The organism is Planococcus sp. TJ-301 (genome assembly GCF_058268475.1).
Window position 1 is genome coordinate 1,983,793 of the sequence record NZ_JBZDOH010000001.1, and the last position, 24,045, is coordinate 2,007,837.

21 protein-coding genes are annotated in these 24,045 nt (G+C 47.1%); all 21 read right to left on the bottom strand.

The features are described 5' to 3' along the window. Nucleotides 1–234: 234 nt before the first annotated feature. Entirely contained in the window at nt 235–1,545 is a 1,311-nt protein-coding gene (locus AC4EHJ_RS09655) for a sulfatase family protein (RefSeq protein ID WP_490975346.1), read from the bottom strand. A 24-nt stretch (nt 1,546–1,569) separates the two neighbouring features. After that, nucleotides 1,570–2,532: a formylglycine-generating enzyme family protein gene (locus AC4EHJ_RS09660; protein ID WP_490975347.1), complete on the bottom strand. Its 963-nt coding sequence runs from the start codon at nt 2,530–2,532 to the stop codon at nt 1,570–1,572. A gap of 211 nt (nt 2,533–2,743) precedes the next feature. Beyond that, nucleotides 2,744–3,535, bottom strand: coding sequence for an SDR family oxidoreductase (locus AC4EHJ_RS09665; protein WP_490975348.1), 792 nt, complete (start codon nt 3,533–3,535; stop codon nt 2,744–2,746). A 61-nt stretch (nt 3,536–3,596) separates the two neighbouring features. Beyond that, on the bottom strand, nt 3,597–4,871 hold the full coding sequence (ertE, locus tag AC4EHJ_RS09670; RefSeq protein ID WP_490975349.1) for an N-carbamyl-l-glutamate amidohydrolase ErtE: 1,275 nt from the start codon (nt 4,869–4,871) through the stop codon (nt 3,597–3,599). 1 nt (nt 4,872) lies between these two features. Continuing rightward, on the bottom strand, nt 4,873–5,775 hold the full coding sequence (locus AC4EHJ_RS09675; RefSeq protein WP_490975350.1) for a fumarylacetoacetate hydrolase family protein: 903 nt from the start codon (nt 5,773–5,775) through the stop codon (nt 4,873–4,875). A gap of 279 nt (nt 5,776–6,054) precedes the next feature. Next, on the bottom strand, nt 6,055–7,212 hold the full coding sequence (locus AC4EHJ_RS09680; protein WP_490975351.1) for a UxaA family hydrolase: 1,158 nt from the start codon (nt 7,210–7,212) through the stop codon (nt 6,055–6,057). After that, nucleotides 7,199–7,525 carry a UxaA family hydrolase gene (locus AC4EHJ_RS09685; protein WP_490975352.1) on the bottom strand — a complete coding sequence of 109 codons (327 nt, stop codon included), beginning with the start codon at nt 7,523–7,525 and terminating at the stop codon, nt 7,199–7,201. Before AC4EHJ_RS09685 ends, AC4EHJ_RS09680 begins: the two co-directional genes overlap by 14 nt. 21 nt (nt 7,526–7,546) lie before the next feature. Next, nucleotides 7,547–8,668, bottom strand: coding sequence for a UxaA family hydrolase (locus AC4EHJ_RS09690; RefSeq protein ID WP_490975353.1), 1,122 nt, complete (start codon nt 8,666–8,668; stop codon nt 7,547–7,549). A 45-nt stretch (nt 8,669–8,713) separates the two neighbouring features. Beyond that, nucleotides 8,714–9,673 carry a C-terminal binding protein gene (locus AC4EHJ_RS09695; protein WP_490975354.1) on the bottom strand — a complete coding sequence of 320 codons (960 nt, stop codon included), beginning with the start codon at nt 9,671–9,673 and terminating at the stop codon, nt 8,714–8,716. Nucleotides 9,674–9,692: 19 nt separating this feature from the next. Further along, nucleotides 9,693–10,664 carry a dihydrodipicolinate synthase family protein gene (locus AC4EHJ_RS09700; RefSeq protein ID WP_490975355.1) on the bottom strand — a complete coding sequence of 324 codons (972 nt, stop codon included), beginning with the start codon at nt 10,662–10,664 and terminating at the stop codon, nt 9,693–9,695. Between the two features lie 48 nt (nt 10,665–10,712). Next, complete coding sequence (locus AC4EHJ_RS09705) at nt 10,713–11,963, bottom strand: nickel pincer cofactor-dependent isomerase, group 22 (protein WP_490975356.1); 1,251 nt, start codon at nt 11,961–11,963, stop codon at nt 10,713–10,715. Between the two features lie 62 nt (nt 11,964–12,025). Continuing rightward, nucleotides 12,026–12,784, bottom strand: a complete 759-nt coding sequence (locus tag AC4EHJ_RS09710) for an SDR family NAD(P)-dependent oxidoreductase (protein WP_490975357.1) — start codon at nt 12,782–12,784, stop codon at nt 12,026–12,028. 545 nt (nt 12,785–13,329) lie between these two features. Next, entirely contained in the window at nt 13,330–14,193 is an 864-nt protein-coding gene (locus tag AC4EHJ_RS09715) for a fumarylacetoacetate hydrolase family protein (protein WP_490975358.1), read from the bottom strand. 113 nt (nt 14,194–14,306) lie between these two features. Then, nucleotides 14,307–15,773: an alpha-ketoglutaric semialdehyde dehydrogenase GucD gene (gene gucD / locus AC4EHJ_RS09720; protein WP_490975359.1), complete on the bottom strand. Its 1,467-nt coding sequence runs from the start codon at nt 15,771–15,773 to the stop codon at nt 14,307–14,309. A gap of 86 nt (nt 15,774–15,859) precedes the next feature. Continuing rightward, nucleotides 15,860–16,750, bottom strand: a complete 891-nt coding sequence (locus AC4EHJ_RS09725; RefSeq protein ID WP_490975360.1) for a fumarylacetoacetate hydrolase family protein — start codon at nt 16,748–16,750, stop codon at nt 15,860–15,862. 70 nt (nt 16,751–16,820) lie between these two features. Beyond that, nucleotides 16,821–17,597, bottom strand: coding sequence for an IclR family transcriptional regulator (locus AC4EHJ_RS09730; RefSeq protein ID WP_490975361.1), 777 nt, complete (start codon nt 17,595–17,597; stop codon nt 16,821–16,823). A gap of 81 nt (nt 17,598–17,678) precedes the next feature. Then, nucleotides 17,679–18,629 carry a U32 family peptidase gene (locus AC4EHJ_RS09735; RefSeq protein ID WP_490975362.1) on the bottom strand — a complete coding sequence of 317 codons (951 nt, stop codon included), beginning with the start codon at nt 18,627–18,629 and terminating at the stop codon, nt 17,679–17,681. Nucleotides 18,630–18,645: 16 nt separating this feature from the next. Further along, the gene (locus AC4EHJ_RS09740) at nt 18,646–20,880 is read right to left on the bottom strand and encodes a dihydroxy-acid dehydratase domain-containing protein (RefSeq protein ID WP_490975363.1); all 2,235 of its coding nucleotides are present in this window, start codon (nt 20,878–20,880) and stop codon (nt 18,646–18,648) included. A 50-nt stretch (nt 20,881–20,930) separates the two neighbouring features. Beyond that, nucleotides 20,931–22,211, bottom strand: a complete 1,281-nt coding sequence (locus tag AC4EHJ_RS09745) for a TRAP transporter large permease (protein WP_490975364.1) — start codon at nt 22,209–22,211, stop codon at nt 20,931–20,933. Nucleotides 22,212–22,223: 12 nt separating this feature from the next. After that, nucleotides 22,224–22,748: a TRAP transporter small permease gene (locus AC4EHJ_RS09750; protein WP_490975365.1), complete on the bottom strand. Its 525-nt coding sequence runs from the start codon at nt 22,746–22,748 to the stop codon at nt 22,224–22,226. Nucleotides 22,749–22,881: 133 nt separating this feature from the next. Continuing rightward, nucleotides 22,882–23,919: a TRAP transporter substrate-binding protein gene (locus AC4EHJ_RS09755; RefSeq protein ID WP_490975366.1), complete on the bottom strand. Its 1,038-nt coding sequence runs from the start codon at nt 23,917–23,919 to the stop codon at nt 22,882–22,884. Nucleotides 23,920–24,045 lie beyond the last annotated feature (126 nt).

A 24,045-nucleotide genomic window follows, 5' to 3' on the forward strand; every position in this document is an offset into this window, starting at 1 on the left:
TTTCGGAAAAAAATATTCAAGCTGCTTTTTGAGAAACATTTCCAGCTTCTCTTCAAACACGCTTGCCTTTTAAAATAAATGAATTTCTGGCATATTTATGGAAAGCGCTTTCATTCTTTCATTATAGAGTCTCAAATTTGAATAGTCAAGAAAATCAAATAGGTAAAACAAAAAGCAGAATTCCACAACGGCTAGCGTCGAAAGAATTCTGCTTATTCATTTTCCGGATTTACTTCACGGCTTATAGACATTGCCATCACGGATTTCTTTTTCCCACTCTTCTGCCTCTTGCCCTTCGACAGGGCCTGACAGCAAGGGATCTTCCGTTTCTATCATCCATTGCTCGACTTCCCCCCGCAGCTCTTGCAAAATCCGTTGGTGTTCGCTGCTTTTCGTGAGATTGGTTTGCTCTTGTGGATCCGCATCCAAGTCATACAATTCTTCTTTTGCATTGGGAACATAATATCCTTTTCTGACCGCTTGCCCGGATAAGCTTTCATGAATATCGAATGGCAGATACACTTTCGGGCCATCTTCAAAGTTTCTGATGTATTTGTATTTGGCAGTCCGCACGCCTCGCATCGGATGATATCGATCATGCCACGTCAGCTCGCAGAAAAAATGCGACCGTTCGCTGTAGCTTTCCTCGTTGATCAACGGCAGAAAGCTCTTCCCGTCAATGCCAGCCGGAATCTCTCCACCCGCAAATTCCAGCAGAGTCGGCATCAAATCGATGTTGCACAAGAGCGCGTTTTGCCTGATTCCTTTTCGCTCCATCCCCTTCGGCAACTTCATGATCAAAGCCGTTTCCAGCCCCGCATCCGTCAGCGTCCCTTTGGCTCGTGGAAAAGCAATGCCGTGATCCGTCGTATAAATCAAAAGGGTGTTGTCATCCAGTTGGGTTTTTTCCAGCACTTTTCTGATCCTGCCGAGCGCACGGTCCAGTTCTTTTACAGATCCTTGAAAGCGTGCGATATCTTCCCGTACTTTTTTTGTGTCAGGCAAGTAAGGCGGAACTTCCACTTCATCAATAGGATCTGGCTCAAAATTATCAAAAGGGCGATGGGTTTCTTCAAATCCGACTGACGCATAAAAAGGAGACCCATCGCCGGCTGTCACTCGTTCGAGTAAAAATTTCTCCACTCGATCCGTTACTTTTTCTGCCGCATTTCCTGGGACTTTCACGACATGGTCATAGCCCAGTTTTTCCCCTTCGTAAATACCGTCTATCGATTCATGGAAAAAACCGAAGAGCCACGTGCCGTATCCCGCTCTTTTCATCTCGGAAGGAAGGGTTTTGACTCCGCTTTTCATGGTATGGCCTAAATGCGTCAAGCCGATGAGCCCATGGTTATGCCCGTATTGTCCGGTTAAGATACTGGCACGGCTTGGGCTGCATTGCGGCTGTGTGCAAAAGTAATTGTCAAACTGGATTCCTTCTTCCGCCATTCTGTTGAGTTCCGGCGTCTCTACTTTGCGCCCGTAGCTTCCTAAATGTCTGCCTGTATCATGCGAGATGACCAATAAGATATTCGGTTTTTCCATTCGAGAAATGCCTCCTTCTTTTTGCTATACACTCACTGCACACCTGAAGCCAATGTTGCCAGCTGAACTATCACTGGTATTTGAAGAACGCGCTGCTACACGGTGCCTGTTGCAATAAGATTCGTGGCACAAATAAGAGCCGCCACGCATCGCCTTGGCTTCGTACTGCCCTGAGGCATCTTGCATTCGGCTGCCTGCTGAATTTTGAACTTCTGAAAAGGCATTCGAACACCATTCCCAAACATTTCCCGACATGTTAAAGAAACCGAATCCATTGGGCGGAAAGGAACTAGCAGGGGCTGTCCCGCTATAGCCGTCTGCAGCCGTATTCAAAGAAGGAAACTCCCCTTGCCAAATATTGCAGAGGGATTCGTTATCCGAGTTCAGCTCATCTCCCCATGGATACCTTTTTTGTTCCAGCCCGCCGCGTGCCGCATATTCCCATTCCGCTTCGTTCGGCAGCCGCTTCCCTGCCCAGTTGCAATAAGCAATGGCATCCGTCCATGAAACATGGACGACAGGATGATCCATACGGTTTTCAATACTGGTTCCTGGACCTTCCGGTTGAAACCAGTAAGCTCTTTCCACTGCGCACCACCACGGTGTACCGGCCACTCGCCGGGCAGCCGCTCTTATTTCCGAGGAAATGAACTGATCAAAGACAAACGACCAGCCAAAATTTTGGGCTTCTGTTTGATAATCGGTTTCTTTTATAAACTGCATGAATTCTTGATTTGTCACAGCATAGCGGTCCAGATAAAACGGCTCCACCCGTTGTTTCCGTGCAGGGCCTTCAAGGTCTGCCGGATGCCCTTCTCCGCTATCCGTGCCCATCAAAAAATCTCCGCCGTTGACGAAAATCATTTTTTCTTTGAAACGGATTTTTTCGCTGTTCTTTTCAGGAAATCCATTTTTCAGGCCGCCTTTATTTTCTTGTGCTTGGCGCGGTCTGCTTGCTGAACAACAAGGTTTTCCCGTCATGTCCATGTGTTCTCCCCCCTTTCAATTCCGTTGTCAGTGAAGTTGAATTGTATGATGCAGGAATCCCAATTGAAAGTCAATTTTCGATAGATACAGTAATACGTTTGGAGCTGGAAAGTCTAAGATCCCTCTCCCACGCAATCCACTTAAAAAGGCTGCCACTCCGTTTTCATGCGGAAGTGGCAGCCTTTTACAGCTGTTCATTAAAATTTACAGATTAAAGTGCCTTAACAAGCCCGCCATCAACCAATAACGTCTGTCCCGTTACGTAAGTGTTGGCGCCGGAACACAGGAAGACCGCTTGTTTGGCGAATTCATCAGGGCGTCCATACCGGCCCATCGGAATGCTTTTTTCGGTTGCGCTTTTCAGCTCTTCGTAGTTCTGTCCCAGTTTGTCAGCCCGCATGTGGTCCAGCTCGGCTAAGCGGTCCGTGGCAATTCTTCCCGGGCCTAGCGTATTGATGAGGATATTGTCTTTGCTGAATTCCTGGGACAAGCCTTTCGCCAAACCGACGATGCCTGCGCGAAATGTGTTCGACAATAACAGGTTATCCAGACTTTGTTTGATGGAAGAAGACGCGAAGTTGAGGATGTGGCCGCCCCCTTGCTTACGCATAAACGGCAATACTTCCCGGATTGCACGAATAAAGCTGAGCAGGTTAAGTTCGTAAGCTTTTTGCCATTGCTCATCGGTGAACTGGTCGAATCCGCCGGCTGGCGGGCCGCCGGCATTATTGATCAACACATCGACGCCTCCGTTTGTTTCAGCCGCAAACGCCACGAGGTTTTTGATGTCTTCCACTTTTGTTACGTCGCATACTTGATAGGAAACATTCGCATGGCCGGTTTTTTCTTTGATTTCGGCAACGGTTTTCTTTAATTCTTCTTCGTTTCGGCTGCCGATTACGACGTTGGCACCTTCCCTTGCAAACTCCAAAGCGGTTGCTTTGCCAAGCCCTTTGCTTCCTGCCATGACGATTACCGACTTATCCTTTAATCCTAAATCCACTAGAATTCCTCCTCTTTCCTGATTAGCTTTTTTTTGAAAAACTTCCTGATTGATCTCTCACTCAATTCTCATTTTCTGATTTTGTTTGCAGTCTGGGATCAAAATATAGCAACACGTTGCCTAAGGCCTGCATTCCTTTGGCAACGTGCTCATACGCTGACCATTCCTCGGCACAATGGCTCTTGCCATCTTTGCTCGGTATGAAAATCATTCCCACAGGAGCCACTTTGGCAATGTGGGTGCCATCGTGCCCTGCACCGCTTGGGAGTTTCATTGTGCTCCCGATTTGCTGGCAGCTTTCTTCAATGCCAATCATTACTTCTTGATCCATATAAATAGCTTCAGCATTGGATAACTGCTCAAACGTAATACCGATCTTCCTCTTTTCTGTCACACGGTCTACTTCTGCCTTAAACTTTTCCATCATTTCATTCAAAACGTTTAAATCAAGCGAACGGATTTCGAAATCAAAAGTTACTCGGCCAGGTACGATATTGGCTCCATTTGGTTCATTGAATAAGCGGCCGACCGTTCCGACTACTTGTTCGCTGTATTTGATTTGAGCAATTTCTTCGATAGCTAAAACTAATTCTGCTGCAGCAGCTAAGGCATCTTTTCGCATTGACATAGGCGTGGTACCTGCATGATTAGCCATACCTTCCACTTTTACTCGGAAGCGCTGAATTCCGACAATTCCCGTAACCACCCCGAGCTCTTTGTCACATTGCTCCAAGACTGGGCCTTGTTCAATATGCAATTCCAAGTACAAAGCTATTTCTCCAGCTTGGCGTGCATCTGGCAATATGTCATCAGGACGGCCTCCTATTGATTCAATAGCTTCTTTTAATGTTTTTCCTTCGTCATTTACTCGATTTAAATCAGTTTCTGTTAAATTTCCAACCATTCCTCGGCTTCCGATGGTCGAGATGCCAAATTCACTTGCTTCTTCAGCCGTAAAATCTACGACAAGCAATGTATGCTCTAAATGCAGGTTTTTTTCTTTCAGTTGACGAGCAATTTCAATTCCAGCAACAACACCAATAATGCCATCAAAACGACCTCCGCCAATGACTGAATCCGTATGCGAACCAAGCATGATAGGAGGCAAAAGATTATTTTCCCCTTCAAGCTTCCCAATTAAATTGGACGCCGCATCAATATACACCTCAAGACCGGCCGCCTCCATTTCACGAGTCAGCCATTCCCGACTTTCTTGCTGCCATTTCGTAAAAGGCCTTCTCGTATATCCAGGAGCTTGTTTATCAACTATCTGCGCAAGATCTTCAATATTTTGTTTTATTCGTCCAATAGTAGGTTCAAAAAATTTTTTTCTCATTTTACACCTCACTGATGTTAGCTGTTTTTTCAGCTTTCAGATCCACACACGGGTTGGCCAGCGGCGCCAAGCCTTCAATGCGGCATTCTACTTTATCACCGTCCTGGATTTGGACCGCTCCTGGAGTTCCAGTGGAGATGATGTCGCCCGGCAGCAACGTCATCACTTTGGAATGGAACGACACCAGAAATTCCGGACTGAACGTCATATGGTCGATTGTGTTTTTTCGGTGGACCGTTCCGTTAATGACCGTTGCGACTTCCAACGCATGCAGATCGCCGATTTCGTCTTTTGTCACGAATTGCGGACCGAAGCTGAAAAACGTATCAAAGCTTTTGGCACGCGTCAGGTAGCGCGGATTTTTCTGCAGGATATCTTCTGCCGTCATGTCGATGATTGTCGTGTACCCTGCTATGTACTCCGCTACGTCTTCTTCTTCAACATCGCGGCACGCTTTGCCGATGATGACGCCGAGTTCCGCTTCCGCCGTTGTCCGCTCTGACTGAAACGGAATTTTGATAGTGTCTCCTGGACCGATGATCGACGTATCCGGTTTCATGAAGCTCGCCGGTTCAGTGTTCGGCGCTTTTTCACCCAAGTCTGACGCATGGTCAACGTAGTTGAGGCCGATGCCCCAAATCTTGCGCGGGCGCCTGTACAGCGGGCCATACGCCAGGCTTTCCGCATCGACTGCGGGAAGTTCTCCGCTTCCGATTGCGGCTTTGCCGGTTTCGTTGAACCAGCGTGTCAGCCCATCGAGCCCTCCAGATTCAATCAGCCCGAAAATATCCGTTTCCCAATTTTCATTATAGGTATTATTGACAGCGGCAACCGTGGCGGCTCTGCTACCGCTGATGATTGCGGCCTGTTCTTCTTGTCCGTTTTGAATCATTGCCAATCGCATCTTCAATCTCCTCCTTCTTGATTACAAGGTGGTGCCCATATGGCTTGTGGATTGCATTGCGCAGTCTAAGGTTTTCTTCTGTCCCATTATACAGTTTTTAGGCGCTACATCTTCCGAATTGGCGACATTCGTTTAAATAATGCAAAAACTCCAATCTGTCCACCATGATTTCGCTTCAAAAACAGCAACCGAAAAGCCAGAGCTCATGTAAAACTGGACTCTGGCTGAAGATGAAACTACATGAACTTGCTAAAAAAGGTTTCGTGCCTCTCCATGTGGCTACATGGTTTCAGCCAGTCGCCAAATGCTGAATTCCTGATTTTTATGCCTTTCCGACGCTGTAGCTGCCCCATCGGCAACTTCCAAGACTTTTGCATAAATTTCTTCCCCGATCTCGTCAATCGAGTAATTGGCATCGATGATTTTTCCGGCATTGACATCGATGTGTTCCGGCATATTTTCATAGAGTTTCGTATTGGTACCGATTTTAATGACAGGAACGATCGGGGAGCCCGTCGGCGAACCTTTACCGGTGGAAAACAGGACGATTTGCGAGCCGCCTGCAGCCAGCCCGGCAACCGATTCCACGTCGTATCCCGGCGTATCCATGAATACAAACCCTTTTTCCGAAGGCCGATGCGCATAATCGATGACTTCCATCAAAGTCGAGTTGCCGCCTTTTTTTATGCAGCCCAGGGATTTTTCCTCTAATGTCGTCAACCCGCCTGTTTTGTTTCCTGGGGAAGGGTTCGCAACCCGGATATCTTCGCCCGCGGCACGCGCTCGTTCTTCGTACCTTTTCACGATATCCAAAAAGCGCTGGCCGACTTCTTTATTTACAGCTCTCCGTGCCAGGATGTGTTCGGTGCCGACAGCTTCTGTCGTTTCAGCCAGTATGCTCGTTCCACCGTCTCTGACGATGGCGTCTGAAAATGATCCGATTGCCGGATTTGCCGTTATTCCCGACCAGGCATCAGATCCGCCGCATTCCAAGCCGATGATCAGTTCCGAGACATCCGCAGTTTCAACCGGTTCCTGCTTGCTCTTTTCTACTGCTTCTTCAAGCCACGCTTTCGCTTCTTTAAGCCCTTCAACGATGGTCTGGTTTTTGCCAAAACGTATGAAATGGATGTGTCGGCCGTCATCTTTTAAGGTTTGTACCATTTCTTCCGCAGCCAGATCCGAGTCCATGCCAAGCAATAAAGCTGCGCTGACGTTCGGATGGCCGGCCGTGCCCACTAATGTCTTCTTCGTCTGTTCCAAGTCCTCCAGAGACTGGGACTGCCCGGCTTGGTGGACAATCGGAATGACCCCCGGCACCAGTCCGGCGATTTTTTTCGTCAGGCTCGATAATTCTCCGGCGATATTCAGTACGATGACATGATTCCGTACACCGATGCTGCCATTGGACCTGCGGTATCCGTTAAACGTTTTCAAAACTGTCGCCTCCTGTCAGCACTACTTCCGTTTTGTCTTCGTCATTCAAGCCCCTGACATTCGATACGTGGACGTGGGTGCCCGGCTCGATGTCCGTGGTGGCAATTCCCATGCATTCTCCGTATTTCAGGATTTTTTGGTTTGCCGGTATTGGCAGCAAAGCCACTTTATGGCCGTAAGGGACGTGTTCGGCTAGCACGATGTCTTTCGCTATTCCCGCTATTGACAGCCTATCGCCCGGTTTTAAATTTTCCAGTGCCACAGCCACATTGTCCATGTTGTTTAATAAAAGCGCATTCGATTTTCTTTCCACTTCTATCACATCCTGCCTCTATTAATATGTCGTGCCTAAATGCGGAATGGAGAATTCGCCTAAGTCGAGTTCTTCAAGCTTCGTCAGCTTTCCGGAACTGACTTCCTGAACAAGCCCGATTATATTTCCGGCGTGGTCAGCTGCATCGGGTGCCACGCTGTAGTCGACCAATTCATTGAATGCCGATTCTTCATTTTCAGCAGTAATCGTGATGCATGGCAACGCGACAGAACCTGTCAGCACTCCTCTAGAGCTGACGATCAACACCGCACTGCAGCCGCTAGACGCCATTTTCGATAACGATTCCACAAGATTGCTCGACGTATTCATCAAATGAAGACCGGTTTTTTCCGGTTCTTCGCCATAGCTGAGAAGGCTGCTGATGGCGCGGCTCCCTGTCAATTCCACTTCACGCGCAGCATGGCGGATGTGCTCTTCCGTGAATTCGTTGAATGTGGCGCTGCCGTTTCTTCTATCATCCCACCGCAACCGCTGCAGCCCTTCGCTTGATTTTTGGAGCTTTTCCCTTTCAATCGGGTCTTCCATCCGTTCCGCCAAGAGACTACCCGCGGGCTCTAATGTTTTGGACATGCCGATGATGACATTGACTCCTTCATCGATTAATTTATCCGTTACTTGACCGATAACAGGCGCCAGTACAGACAAAGAACTTTCATCTAAATCTACGTAAAGAATGCCGATCGTCAGTGACGACAGCGGCAAGCGCTGTCTTGCCTGCTGTGCCGCAGCGGCTGCCCACTCACTCGTAATGGCTGTCCCTTTTTCAATGGCATTCCCGCCTCCTGCAAGCTGCTGGATGCCAATGCCTTTTACCTTTTTCGTTGTGGGTGCGCTTTTCAGCAAGCCGCTGACTTGGTTCGTTTCACACCCGAGCCCGACGATCAGGGCCGAGTGGATATTGGGGTTGGACGCGACACCGATCAGCATGTTTTTTGTCAGTTTCAGGTCATCTCCCAGCTGGGCGCATCCGTTTGCATGGACAAAAGGAACCGTTCCAGGCACCTTTTCCGCAATTTCACGGACCACTGCACTTGAACAAATAACCGAAGAAATAATGCCGATATAATTCCGAGTCCCTGCAGCGCCGCTTTCTCTTAAATAACCGTCAAAATAATAAGTCATCCTTTTCACTCCTTCAATTATGCCCTGTAAAAAGCAGACAGCCTCTTATGTCAACGCGTAGGGAGATGATTTACCGCTCAGCACCTGGACAATATTCATTGCCGCTTTTTGGCGCAATTCCACCATCGCCTCTTCGGAGTACCAGGCGCTATGGGGCGTAAGAATAACATTGTCCATTTTCAGCAGCGGGTTATCCCTGCCGATCGGCTCTTCTTCCGCTACGTCGAGTGCCGCACCCGCTATTTCCCCTTGCTCAAGCGCTGCAATCAATGCTTTTTCGTCAATGATAGGTCCGCGGGCGGTATTGATCACCACTGCATTGTTTTTCATCTGGCTGAAGCGTTTCGCGTCCAGCAAATGGAACGTATCTTTAATAAGCGGTACATGGACAGATAAAAAGTCGGATTCCCGGATGATTTCATCGAGTTCCATTTTTACGACGCCGCAAGCGGCCATTTCTTCCGCTGTCACAAACGGATCGTACGCTGCGGTTTTGATGTGGAGCGGCTTCGCTTTTTCAATGAGCCTTCGGGGTATGCGGCCAAAACCGAGGACACCCAGCGTCTGTTCGTTAAAGCGATGGATCGGCACGCCCGATTTAAAATCCCAGACCCCTTGCTTCACTTCATTGTTCAAAAGCGGTATTTTCCGCGCCCATGAAAGCATCAGCGCCAGGGCATGGTTGGATACCTCTTCCATCCCATAATCCGGTACGTTTGCAACGATGATGCCCTTTTCGGCTGCAGCTTCCAAGTCGATCGTGTTTACGCCAACGCCGTAGCGGGAGATGATTTTCGTCTCCTGCAGCGACTCCACAACACGCCGTGACAGTGGTGCGTATTGGTTTAGAATGGCGTCAGCGAATTGCGCTTTTTCAATGACATCGTCTTCTGTTTTGCATTGAGCTTTGATAAATTCGATTTCCAATCCGCTTTCCGCAAACACTTTTTCTTCATATCTCAGATCTTCAAATTCGTAGTCGGTGATCAATACTTTAAACGTCATTAGGCTCTACTCCTTCCCTTCACTTGTTACTAAAAGTAGAATGAATTTCTGTAATTTTAGAACGCGCTGCCGGATTGCCCGAAACTTGGCGTTCTTTTTCCTGTTCTATTTTATTCAACAGCTTGGCAACATTGCCCTGCAAATTGACGGGGATGATATCGCATGGCGCACGATGGCCAGCAGGCTTATCAAACCATCTCAAGTGAACCGCCTCTTTCATTGCACTAAAAAACGTGGGGCTGAATGTGTAAATTTCCATCAGCTTGGACAGCAGCCGATGATTTTTTTCTGCTTCTTGCAAATCGCCGTTTTTATAAGCCTGATACAAATCGGCTGAAATCTCAGGAAGAAAAACAGCACTGCCGTTAATGCTTCCGGCTGCCCCGATCATTTGGGCCGGGAGAAGATGTTCGTCGTAGGCGGAAAAAACCTTGAAATCCGGCCGTACTTCCGACAGCTCTTCAATGACTTGGCGAAGATGGCCGAAATCACTGACTGTTTCTTTTACCCCCGCAATATTGGGATGCGCTTCCGCCAGTTTCTTGATTAGAGAGACGGATAAATTTTGGCCGGTCAGCAGCGGAATATTGTAAATGAATACTTGCATAGCCGTTTGGCTGGCAACAGTTGAAAAGAACTTGAAAAGCTGTTCTTCCGACAGCTTCCAATAATACGGATTGACCGCCAAAATGCCGTCAGCTCCGTGCGTTTCAGCATGCTCAGCCAGTCCGAGGACTTCTTTCAACGACGTATGCCCAACGCCCACCATGACGGGAACACGGCCCGCGATATGCCCAAGCATTTCCTCTACATACCGTCTTCGCTCATCCAAGGTCAATGCCGAAAACTCTCCTGAGCTTCCCATCAGCAACAGGCCATCGATGTCATGGGAAATCAGTTCATCCAGATACCGTTTGTTTAAGTCTATATCCAGTTCACCCGCTTGATCGAAAAGTGTCACAACCGGCGGAATAATACCATGAAAATCCATCTTCTTTTCCTCCCTTTTTGCATGCAGCATGAATTCTCTATTTCGCTTTTATTGAAAAACCAATTCTTCGGGTTCCGAGACGATTTCCAGATCCGGATGATTTTTCGCTTCTAACAGCATGCTTTCTGAAATCCAGATTTCTCCGATCTCAAGTGTATTGCGGATGCGCACCGCCCGAACCTTTTCCAAGTCGAAGGCGTTGCAGGTTTTAATGGCCGCTTTTACTGCCAGCTCTTGGGTTTCGAGCACCATTGGCAGCTTGATGACGTCGATTACCGTACTCGTCAACGCGTTTGCATAGCCTTTTTCCCACACAATTTCATCCATGACCGCTTTTGTGGTCATGTCAGCCAGCCCGATGCCATTGGCATTTCCTTTGGTTTTTTCCGTGAGGCTTAGGACGACGATTCGGGTGATGTCAGGGCCTCCCGTTGCGTAAGGGGTTGCAAAATTGCCAGTGATGTTCGGATCCATGCCGTCGCCGGAAATGTCTTTTCCCAGCTCATCGACAATGAGCACATCAAACTTGTCGAAATAAATCTTCGGCATCAGCGATTTCGCTTCCTCCAGCAGCTCCGGTTCCTCTGCTTCCAGGTTTTCGGCCGCCACCGCAATGATTTTCGCCGGCCGGTCATAGGCATTTTCCAATGAGGCAAGGCCGAAGATGATCGGTGCTTGCGCCAGAGAAATCTTGGCCATTTCCGGGACATGTTCCGCCATGTATTTGAAGCTGAACGAATGCGCCGCCTCTGCTCCTTTTTGTTTGCCCAATCCGATCGTGATCATTTTCATCAAGCCGCTTTCCACTTTTCCACGGAAGGCGGTATGGGGCTTTATCCGATTGATGACAATAATTTTATCGGCTGCGTAAGCGTTTTTGTCGATATATACCGGCAAGCCGTTCGGCAATTCACCGATTTTCACGACTTCCATTGTCGAGCGGATTGGCGCGCCGCATGCTTCTTCTGTCACACCGAGCTGCCGCAGCACATCGATCTGCCCTTCAGCCGTTGCACCGCCGTGGCTCCCCATCGCTGGCACGATAAAAGGCCGGCCACCCACTTGTTTGACTGCTGCCACCGTTTCGCGGACCATGACCGCCAAGTCCGCTACGCCTCTGCTGCCAACAGCGATCGCGACTGAATCATCCGAAGCAATCTTCTCCAGCACTTTCGTTTCAGCAAACGTTTGCCACACCGCTGCTGCGGTATCCGCCAATGCCGGGGCATTGAATTTCTGTTTCACTTGCACCATTTTCGGCAGCGGGATATCCTTCAATATCTCATTGATAATCGTCACTTGTTTCACCTCTTCTGCCAATCTCTGAGCCGCGCTTTCACAAGCATCGCTCTTCAAATTCCTTAGTCCATTAACAGTCCGCCGTTCACTTCAATGATTTCGCCGGTCACGTAGCTGGCATAGTCTGAAGCCAGGTACAAAGCGGCGCCTGCCACTTCATCTGCCGTGCCCTCGCGTCCCACTGGAATTTGGGCAGCCATTTTCACCCGGTGTGCTGGAGCAGAATAGCGGTCATGAAAAGGCGTCGCGATTATGCCTGGCGCGATTCCATTGACCCGAATGTTATTTCCGATCAATTCTTTTGCGAGCCCTCTCGTCAGCGTACTGACGGCGCCTTTAGCTGCGGCATATCCAACGGCCCCATTGCTGCCGCCGTTTCTGGCTGCAACGGAAGTCATATTGAGGATGACGCCTTTTTCCTGCTGCTTCATGAGCGGCAGAGATGCTTGGATGACGTGGATGATGGATTTAAAGTTAACGTTCAGGATTCGGTCGAGCGTCTCGATATCTATGTCCTCTATCTTGGCGCGTTTGATCATCGTTCCGGCGTTGTTGATCAATACATCAAGCTGGCCAAAACGTTCTTTTACTTCGGCGGCCATCTTGTCCACTTGCTCTCTGTCCGATACATCACCCATCACCAAAAGGCCTTCCGCCCCTGTGCTTCGCACTTCAGTGAGCGTCTTTTCCGCTTCTTCCTTGTTTGTGTTGCCATGGACGACGACAGCGGCTCCGTTTTCAGCAAATTTCACGGCAATCGCCCGGCCAATCCCGGTGCTGCTCCCGGTCACCCACACTACTTTTCCGTTAAACGTGAACATATCCCGACCCCTTCCAATTCTTTAGAAGTTTTGCCCCTGTGCTTATTGGGCTGCACTGCTATATATGTTGAACTAATAAATATTCACCATCGATAATCCGCAAAACAGCTGCGAAGGTATGGACCCAAGTGATTGGGACAATGCCTTTGCGACGAAGTGCGCAGCACTGCAGGAGCACATCTTTTTTCCGCGGGCGAGCGCCAAGTCTCCGCTGTGTTGCTCCATATCAAGAAATTTCTTGGCGACGGCACGTCAAAGGGCTAGGCAAGGAGATGGCCAAATGGAATTTGGACCATTTCCTTTGCTTCGAAGCTAGTGCAGCGATGCAGCGGTTTTTCATGTCCCGAAGCTAGCGAAGCGTTGCAGGGACAGAAGCAGATTTTTTTAGCAATGAGACGAGTGTTCTTCTCGGCTCAATGCGAGAGCCAAGGGGGTGCCAGGAACTTTTGGCAACTCCTTTGCGACGAGCTTGCGCAGGAGCAATCGTCTTTGCTTCACCCAAAGCGACCGGAGCGATTTTCAATATGTTACTTCTTTAGTTCAACTTACATAGTTACGTGATTCGACAAAGTACCGATTTTATCGATTTTTATTTCCAGCGTATCGCCATCTTTAAGCCATACTTTTGGATTCCGTCCGGCCCCGACGCCTGGCGGGGTTCCTGTCGCGATAATATCGCCTGGCTTTAATGTCATGGATTGGGACAAAAACGAAATGATTTGCGGTACTGAAAAAATCAGGTTTTTCGTGTTGGAGTTCTGCATAATTTGGCCGTTCAGCTCCAGCGATATGGACAATCCGTGCGGATCCCCTACTTCGTCTCGGGTAACGATCACCGGCCCAAGCGGTGCAAAGGTATCGGCTGTTTTTCCGCGTGTCCATTGGCCATCGGCGAATTGCACGTCCCGTGCGCTGATATCATTCATGATCGTATAGCCGAAGATATATTGTTCCGCAGTTTCTTCGGAAACTTTTTTTGCTTCTTTTCCGATAACAACTACCAGCTCCGCTTCAAAGTCGACCTCTTTTGAATTGCCGGGAAGCTCTACTGCATCTCCATCCCCGATTATGGCGTTGGCGAACTTCGCAAAAATCACAGGTGACCTAGGCGGTTCTATTCCAAGCTCTTCGCAATGATCGATGTAATTCAAGCCGACACAGATTATTTTTTCCGGTTGAGCGAGCGGCGCCTCAAATTTCACAAGGGAAATTTTGTGCATAAACCGCTCATTGCCAGTTCCGTTCGCCAACTCCTCTGCTTCTTCGTGCAGCTCTTGTCCGCCAGCGATGAACGTTTTCAGGCATGGACGATACTTTTCTGGATCGAACGCAGTCAAGCTCATGACTTTATCTTCCACAACGACGCCGATGTGGTGTTCGGCGTCCACAGAAAAAGATGCAATTTTCATTTTCGGTTTCTCCTTTTCTTCCCATTCTTCAAAGGCGCTCCAATTCGAGCCAAGCGTAAAACAGCAGTCAGAAAAGGAGATTTCCAATTGCAGAAATCTCCTTTTCTTTTAGCTCAAGTGCCTTTGATAAAGACAGTTTTAATTGCTGTATAAAATTCTTTTGCCGCTTCCCCTTGCTCGCGTGAACCTGAACTTGAACCTTTCATGCCGCCGAAAGGCGCTTGAAGTTCCACTCCTGCACTTTCAGCATTGATGCGGACAAGGCCAACCTCGATTTCGTCAATGAATTCAAGAATCGAATTGATGTCCGAAGTAAAGATGGAAGCAGACAAGCCGTATTTTGTATTGTTTGCCAGTTTAATCGCTTCTTCAAAATCCGCTGCCTTAATTAAAACAATAAAAGGCCCGAAGATTTCCTCTTGGGAAATCGCCATATCAGCAGTTGCTTCATCGAAAATGGCCGGTGTAACGAAGAAACCATTATCATAGCTGCCGCCTGTCAGCACTTCGCCGCCATGAATAAGTTTAGCTCCTTCTTGCTTGCCTTTTTCAACATACTCATTAAATGTGTTAAATTGGCCTTCACTCGCAGATGGCCCCATCCAGACGTCTTCTTCGAGGCTGTTTCCTACCGTGATTTTTTTGGTAGCTTCAACAAGTTTTTGTTTAAATTCTTCATATACCGCTTCTTCTACAACCACTCGGCTCGTTGCCGTACATTTTTGGCCTGACGATTTAAAAGCTCCGCTGATGACTGCTTCAACCGCTTGGGCGATATTGGCATTTTTAGTGACAATCACAGGGTTTTTACCGCCCATTTCAAGCTGGAATTTAATGCCGCGGGCTGCAGCTGATTTTGCCACGTTTTGCCCTACTTGTTCAGAGCCGGTGAACGTAATCGCATTCAATTTCGGGTGGTCGATCAAGTTTTGGCCGATTGTTGAACCTGAACCGGTTACAAAGTTAAAGACGCCTTCAGGGAATCCTGCTTTTGCAAAACATTCCACAACTTTAGCGGCAGTAACAGCAGCTTCACTTGCCGGTTTAAAGACAATCGTGTTTCCATAAACTAAAGCTGGAGCAATTTTCCAGATCGGAATAGCTACCGGGAAATTCCAAGGGGTAATGACGCCCACGACTCCAAGCGGTGTGCGTTTAGTGAACATCAGTGCTTCACTGTCTGAAGACGGAATCACATCGCCTTCTTTGCGCATGCCTTCAGCTGCGTAATAACGAAGAATCGCGATTCCTCGTGCTGTTTCACCTTTCGCCTCCGGAAGTGTTTTGCCCATTTCTTTCGTCATCGATTCAGCGATGTCGTTAAGGTTTTCTTCCAGAAGATTTGCCGTTTTGAACAAGAGCTGCCCGCGTGCTGCTTGGCCGAGCTTGCGCCATACTTTCTTCGCATTATGCGCAGCATCCACCGCCAGGTTCAACTCTCGTTCAGTTGAGCTTTGGACATAGCCCATAGCCTCTTTTGTTGCGGGGTTGATGCTCGTTATCAGTTTTTCGGACTCCGTTTCAACCCATTCGTTATTAATATAGTTGTTGTAAGTTTCTGTATTTGTCGTTGTGGTCATTTATCAGCAACTCCTTTTTCAGCAATTTTGGTGCTAATTTTAATAAATCGGCCGTGATCGAAAAGTAAGATTTCAGTTGAATCGGTTCAGTTTACTTTAGCCGTTTTTTTACTTTGCAGGACTGGATTTTTCAAAATGCCAATACCTGGGATTTCAATTTCGATAACATCATTTTCCTGCAGCGTAAATTCGTTCGGGGGCACGACACACGTCCCAGTCAGCAAGATGGTGCCGTCAAAAATTTCGTTATCCAGCGTCAAGTAATGAACGAGTTCTTCAAGTTTTCGCTTTAATTGGTTTACTTGCGCTTCGCCATTAAAGACCATCTCATTATCCCGGTAGATGCGGCAGATGATACTGAACTCGTATGGATCGGAAACGGTCTCTTTCAACACGATGGACGGGCCGATCGAACAGGAGTTTCTCCACACTTTCGCTTGCGGCAGATACAAAGGATTTTCCCCTTCAATGTCCCGGCAGCTCATGTCATTGCCGGCTGTGTAGCCCAGCACTGTGCCATCCTTATCAATAACCAGCCCTAGCTCGGGTTCGGGAATCTGCCAATTGGAGTCTGAGCGCAAATAAACCGGATCATTCGGGCCGACTGTTCTGTCAGCTGTCGATTTGAAAAAGATTTCAGGGCGCACGGCTTCATAAACTTTGTCATAAAACGTTTCTACATCCAATTTTCCTTGCGTGGCTTCGTAATTGCGCGCTTCTCTGCTCTTTTTATACGTCACGCCCGCTGCCCATACTTCCGGAGCATCGATCGGCGTTGTCAATTGCAGCCCTTCAAGCAATTTCTTCTCTTCGCTCTCGGCCATTTGTCCTATAATGTCAAACGGAGTTTTGTTATTAGCACGTGCAAAAGCAATCAATGCCATAAAATCTGTAAAGGGCAAATCGATAACTTCATGTTCATTGACAATAGCGGCGAGTTGTTTCACGTCTTCTTTTAAATAACGGATAATCCTCATTGTGTCACTTCCTCTTATTAGAATAATTAAATCCTCATAATCTTAAAAGCAAACGGCCGCTTAGCGGCAATCAATCTACTATTGATGATTGATAGCCGTATCCAAGCTTCTCGGAAATTTTTGCGGCAGTTACTTTAAGGTTTTCAACCATTTTTCGCTGCTCAGAATTTGTCACTTGGTTTACAGTAGTCGAACTGCTGATAGCCGCAACAACTTGGCCTGTATGATTTCGGATAGGCAGCGCTACACAGTATACGCCTGGCTCGTTTTCCTCATTATCCACTGCATATCCTTGTTTACGGATCGTCTCTAATTCTTGCAGATATGTGGCTTCGTCAGTGATTGTTTTTTTTGTTTGCTTCGTAAATTCATATCCATCGAGCACTTTGCTCACTTCAGCAGGATCTTTGAATGCCATAAGGGCTTTCCCTACGCCGCTGCTGTGGATCGGCACTCTTCTGCCTATCCGTGAATAAAGGATGGTGGCTTTTGGACTTTCCACTTTATCGATGTAGATGCCTTCTTTGCCGTCCTGGACTACTAAATGGACCGTTCTTCCAGTCTTTTTCGAAAGTTCCACTAATTCATTTCTGGCAGCCGTCCGAAGATCAAGGCTTTGGATAACATAATTGCCTCTTTCAAAAAGTTTAAGCCCAAGAAAATACTTTCCGTTTTCTGGATTTTGCTCAATATAATGATGTTTCTGTAACGTTTTCAGCAAGGAATGGACGGTGCTTTTGTGGAGGCCCATCCGTTCGGTAATTTCAATCAACTTCAATTCTTTGTCGTATTCATCAAACAAATCCAAAATACTAAGCGCCCGGTCAACGGATTGTATAATCGGCATATTGTTCACCCTTTTCTTATTTCTTAAGGGCAATTATATCCTCACCTTAAGATATACACAAATCGCAGGAGGTATAACTTACTATTTGGAAATAACTGCTTCTTTCGAAACCGGCACCCCTAACCCTTTGCCCCCTTTGTCAGATGTGGTCAAATCCGGTGCATACCGCTTCAAAAGATCCAGCCCGATTTTCGCTCTGCGCACCCGTTCTTTGCACAGTGCAATTGAAACGCTTTCAAGGTGCGTGCCCGACGGATAGATATTCGGTGAATTTCTTAAACCGAATTTAATATATACCGGAGCCGAAACCCGAATGATTTCCGCAATTTCGTAATGGCGGATAAACCCGCCTACGTCATCCGGCGCTTCAATATAAATATCAATCGGGATATCAATCGCCTGGCGGATTTCCGAGAGTTTCGCCAAAGTCAGATCCGTTGGAACATTATAAGTGTCTGCTCCAGCGTCCTGAATCAATTTGATGGATACCGGATTGGACTGCGCCATTTGCACAGAGATTTTAACAACAAGGTCTGCGGGCAGCTCTCCTGCTTTTTTGAATTCATTTACAAGAGCCAGTAAACCTTCATCTGATACGAGGATGCTGCGAATTCCAAAATGGCACGCTCTTTTGATATCTTCAATAGCGTAGACCAGCTGATCCATCCCTTGCGAACGAAGCCCCGCAATTTTCCCGTTGCTGGCTAATTGCATCGGCGTAATATCATATGTTCCCCGCGGACCTACAAACAGGCTGACCTCTAAATTTTCTGTTCGGCCGATTTCGGCCATTTGTTCAATTTCGTCATCCGTCAAAAGCATAATGCCGCTTCCCTGTGAAATCCGGTGAATATCCACGTTATAGGTTTCGCAAGCTTCGATGACCGCTCTAAAAGACGCGGGGCCTTCAACACTTGGAATCTCGACGCGGTACTGGGCGCCATCAGGGAATCTTTTAGTAGAAGTGGGCAAATCCTGGGTTCCGCCCGCCGGGTAACCTAGTTTCTTTATGAAATCACGTGTTTTTTCCATACTTTCCACTCCTTCATTAACTTCTGCTTATCTTATTCAGTTGGTTTACGATTGAAAATTCCTCTTCTTTTTGAATCGGAAATTCAATATCCGTCCGGTAATCGAACTCCGCTTCTTCAACAACGGCGATCGGCACCACCCCATTCGCTGCATCGGTGTGGCCAATCATTCGGTTAGCAGCGGCTACTAGCTTCTGGCGTTTTCTGATAGAAGCCAGCCTCACCGCTGCAAGTTCAGTTCTGGCTGCGCGGACTTTATCGAATTCAAACTGCAATGTGCCACTGAGGAGAGCCTCTTCATCAATAAACTGGATCTTGCGGTCGCGTAAATCCAAGTACAGCAAGTCGCCTGTTTGAAGGTATAAGATTCCGCCATCTTCCATCGCTTCCGGCGTCATATGGCCAATAGCTGCTCCGTAAGTGACCCCGGAATATCGGCCGTCGCTGATCAGCGTTGCCAATCGTTTCAGTTTCCGGTTCGCGTTAATGTGCTGCATGGAAGTGAACATTTCAGGCATTCCGAATGCCACAGGGCCTTGGCCGGAAATAATAATCGCGATTTTCAATACACCTTCATCAACCATTTTGTCGAAAAGGGTATCGTAATCATCGCTTTGCCACTCTTCGTAATGGCTTGGCGCATTTTCTCTTAACAACGCAATCATATTTTCATGGCTGAAACTTCTATTTTCTTTGAGTTTTGGAACGAGATTCGGGTCAAGCAAATTTCGGATAGCCAAATCTTCATTTTCGAAATAAAGTACGAAAGCCACTTTTTTATCGAATTGATCTAATTGAGGTGTCGTCATTCCGCTGATTTTCACGACAGCTGTTTCAAAGAAGTTGCCCGTTAATACATCAACGCCGCTGTATGGGCGTTTAGGAGTCGACAAAATCACCTGGTTCTCTTTTACGTTGTCAGCTGGCAGGCTTTCCGTTTTTGTTAAACGGTTCCGCCAAGGGCTGCCTGTAACAGTCGGTGCATCTATGTCCATAGGGACGCCATTTTCCATCAATTCGTAGAACAGGCTCTCCATCCCTCTGCTTTCGCTGTCGCAGCATTGCATTGCCAGAGAAAATATATCTCTTCCTTCAGTCAAGCTGTAATTGAACAAATCCGGAATCGGATGGGAATGATGAATTTCATCCAGGTCTTGCAGGCTGAATTTAAAGCCGCCGTACAACATGCCGGCCACAATGTGCATCATTAAATTAGTGGATCCGCCTGACGCGCTGTGGATGCGGATTGCGTTGCGGATATTCGTTGCCATGATGTTGGCAGCTCCATAAACCGGATCGTTGATCATCGTCGCTAGGCTATCCAGCGCTTCATTCACTTGAGATTGGTTAGGGGAAGAAGTCAGCAATTCGAGCGCTGGATGGACCAGCCCCATTCCTGCCACTAAGTGGCGGGAGCTGTTTCCTGTTCCATTAAAGGCGCAAACACCTCCGCTGCCGTCGCATGTCGCTACCGCCAGCCTTTTTTCATAATCTTTATGGACTTCTTTTGTAATGATGCCTCTGTCTGTCGCTCTTTCAAGGACTCCTTGGAAAGCGGTATTTGAAGAACATTGGAGGATATAAGCCATAGCGTCCCTTAAATCATCTGCCACGTCCGGAACTCCGTTTTGCTCCGCTTTTTTCGCCACTTCTTCCAATTCTGCAAATAATGCCGTTGGGATGGTGCCGCCTTGCAGCACATGTGCCGGAGCGAATGTCGCGAAGAAAGGAGCTTCTCCGCGGTAGCGCCGAATCCGGTCAAGATGGACCAACGCACTCACCACGCCCAAAGGCTGTTTATCACATCCCTGAATGACGAACGCACCGTGATAGCTATGCGCTTCCATTTGGTTGATGACCATTTGAGCCACTGCATTCCGGCTTTGAAGCGAATAACTCATGCCCTGGTTACTTTGTGCGGTGCCGTCGCACATTACCGGTGTAGAAAAGTAGAATGGCACTCCGCCATTTTGCCAAATTCGGATTGCGGCATGCGATGAAGTTTTGAAATCCATAATATGAGCTGGATGATCAGAAGATCCGCCGATGATAGCTATCCTTGGCGCATTTTCCTCTAAACGATTGTAGATTTCTTCCAATGTCCAGTCGGGCGCCGGCCCTTCGTATTCAGAACCCAAAGTTTGCTTCGACCGGTCAAGCAGCCCTGCAACTGTGATGGGTTCATTCGCTTTTCCCTGCACATTGTCTCTATATGGGTTCACATGGTTGCTGATATTCGGGTAAAGAGCCAAAACAAAAACCTCCATTCTTTTTACTCAGTGCTGATTTTGCGCTGAGCCCATTATTCTCCGCCGATTTCCACCAAAAACATTGATAATTGAGGCAAGAACGTGATCAGCAATAACGTGATCACCATCGCGTAGAAGAAAGGGAGCACCGCTTTCGTTAATTCTTCCATTGACAGCCCGGAAATGCCGGAAGCGACAAACAAGTTGACTCCCAAAGGCGGTGTAATGAAGCCGATGGCCAAATTCACCACCATGATAATGCCGAAATGAATTGGATCGTATCCGAGACTTACAGCAATAGGAAGAAGGATAGGAGTCAAAATGATAATTGCGGCTAATGTATCCATGAAGCAGCCTACAATCAGCAACAAGACCGTGATCAATAAAATAATGACGATTGAATTGCTCGAGATTGACAACATCCATTGCGCAATTTGATTGGGAATCTGTTCAATCGTCAACAGCTTTCCGAACGCAGTAGCGGTACCCACGATAATTAAAATGGTGGCTGTTGTTATGGCTGAGTCCGTTATTACTTTTGGCAGATCGGTAATTTTCAATTCACGGTAAAATACCAATCCTGCAAGCAGGCCGTACACTACTGCTACAACGGCTGCTTCTGTCGGAGTGAAAACACCTCCGTAAATACCGCCTAAAATAATGACAGGAATCAATAAAGCCCATTTGGCATTCCAGAAAGCTTTCCCAATGGCCGCGGCAGTGGTTTTTTCGTCAGTTCCTGTATAGCCTTGTTTACGCGAATAATAATATGCGTAGAGCATCAATCCAATACCGACTAATATGCCGGGGATGATGCCGGCGATAAACAAGTCGCCGATAGAAGTGCTTCCCACCACACCGTAGATGACCATCGGAATACTCGGTGGAATAATTACGCCGAGCGAACCCGCAGCGGCAACAAGCGCAGTCGCAAATTTTTTATCGTAACCTTGGCGCACCATCGCCGGAATCATAATGCCTCCGATTGCAGCTACTGTAGCAGGGCCCGAACCGGAAATGGCTGCAAAAAACATGCAGGTGATAACAGTCGCGATGGCGAATCCGCCCGTTTTGTTGCCCACAAGCGAGTTGGCAACGTTAAAGAGGCGATCTGTAATCCCGCCTTTCCCCATGATCTCCCCCGCTAAAATAAAGAAGGGAACCGCCATTAATGGAAATGTATCTACGGAAGTTACCAGCTCTTTCATCAAAAAGTCTATTGGCATTCCTGAATACGTAATAGTAACAAGCGTTGCTAAACCTAGAGAAATACCAATTGGAACACTTAAAAACAAGAATAATGCAAATGTGCCGAATAGAATTGCTGTTATCATATTCCTCCCCCCTTACTCTTCTGTTATTCTATCGAATTCCGTTTTCACGTGAAAATCACCTTTGCCCATCAAGGTTTTAAATTCCTTAATTAATTGCTGGATTAAGCGGATGGCTGTTAGTCCCATCCCTACCGGAGTGGCAAGGTAGACAAGCCCCATCGGAATTTGGTTGGCGGGTGATTTTTGGCCAAAAGCCAGTAATTGTTGAGAGATATTGTACCCATAAATTACAACAGCTATAGCAAATGCTAAGAACAAAAGGTTGGCGATGATGCCAAAGATCAATTTGCCTCTCTCTTTGAAAAGCAGCAAAACAACGTCTATTTTGATGTGCCTTTGCTCTTTTACGGCAAAGCTAATGCCAATATAAATCAGCCAAATAAAACTGTATCTGGCGAGTTCTTCAGTCCAAGATAAAGAATTTTGCATTACATATCGCATAAAGACTTGTAAAAATATCAGAAAAACCATTAATGCGGATAAAATAACGAGAAATACTTTTTCGAAGTTTTCATCAATCCAGCGCACTATTTTCATTTCTCAACCACCTCGTCGATCTCAGGAATCTTGCCATTCAAGCTATTAAAAGAATAGACAAGGAGGAATGTCAGATCATTCACTCCCTGCCTGTTTTAAACTCATTAACTTTTCCCCTTAAAGGAGGAGCAGTTTATTTAGCTACGATTTCATCGATGGTGCTCAAGTATTCATCAACTATTTCTTTTCCGATTGCTTCTGAGTGCTTTTCAATGACCGGTTTAACAGTTTCAGCAAAGCGTTCTTGCTCTTCTGCCGTAACTTCCGTATACGTCATGTTTTCTTTCAATTTCGCTAAACTTTCTTCTGCCACTTCGCGGTTGCGGTCACGGTTGAATTTACCTGCTTCAACTGCAGCCTCTTGAAGGATTTTTTGTTGGTCAGCTGAGAACTCATCCCAAATTTGTTTACTGAACAAGAAGATGAATGGCGTGTAAACATGGGCTGTGTTTGAAACATGTTTTTGTACCTCTGCGTACTGGCTTAACTCAATTGTCGGATACGGATTTTCCTGGCCGTCAACTGTTCCTTGCTGCATCGCTGTGAACAACTCCGTAAATGCCATTGGTGTCGGGTTAGCTCCAAGCGCTTTCCAAGCATCCAAGTGGATTTCGTTTTCCATCGTACGGATTTTCAATCCTTTAAGATCGTCAACCTTTGCAACTGGCTGAACATCGTTTGTCAGGTTGCGGAAACCATTTTCCCACCAAGCTACGCCTACTAGGCTTTGCTCTTCAACCATCGCCAACATCTTGTCTCCGAATTCGCCATCAAGCAACTCATCCGCTACTTCTTCGTTCGGAATTGTGAATGGAAGATCGAATACGCCAAATTCAGGTACAAAGTTAACTAGCGGTGATGTTGAAGGAATCGTAATATCCAACGATCCAAGCTGCAGCATTTCAATAGCCGAACGGTCATCAGCGATCTGCCCTGAGTGGTAAACTTCAATTTCAAAGTCTTCTGTTTGTTCTTCCACTAATTCCTTAAATTTCATGGCACCTTCATATTCAGGATGCGAATCGTTTACCCCGATGCTTATACGCAGTGTTTGTTTTTCGCCCGAGCCTTCAGAAGAACCACCGTCACCAGAACCTGAACCCGCCTCATTGCCACAAGCCCCCAAAAATAATGCAGAAACCATTACTAAACTGAAAAACTTCTTTTTCATTTAAAATCCCCCTCTTATGATTATTTTCCACGTTATTAGTTCGACCCGATCCGAGCTGGAAGCGAGCTCACCACCCCTCATTTGTTTTACATTATAAAACTAAGTTTTTACTAATAAATACTTTTT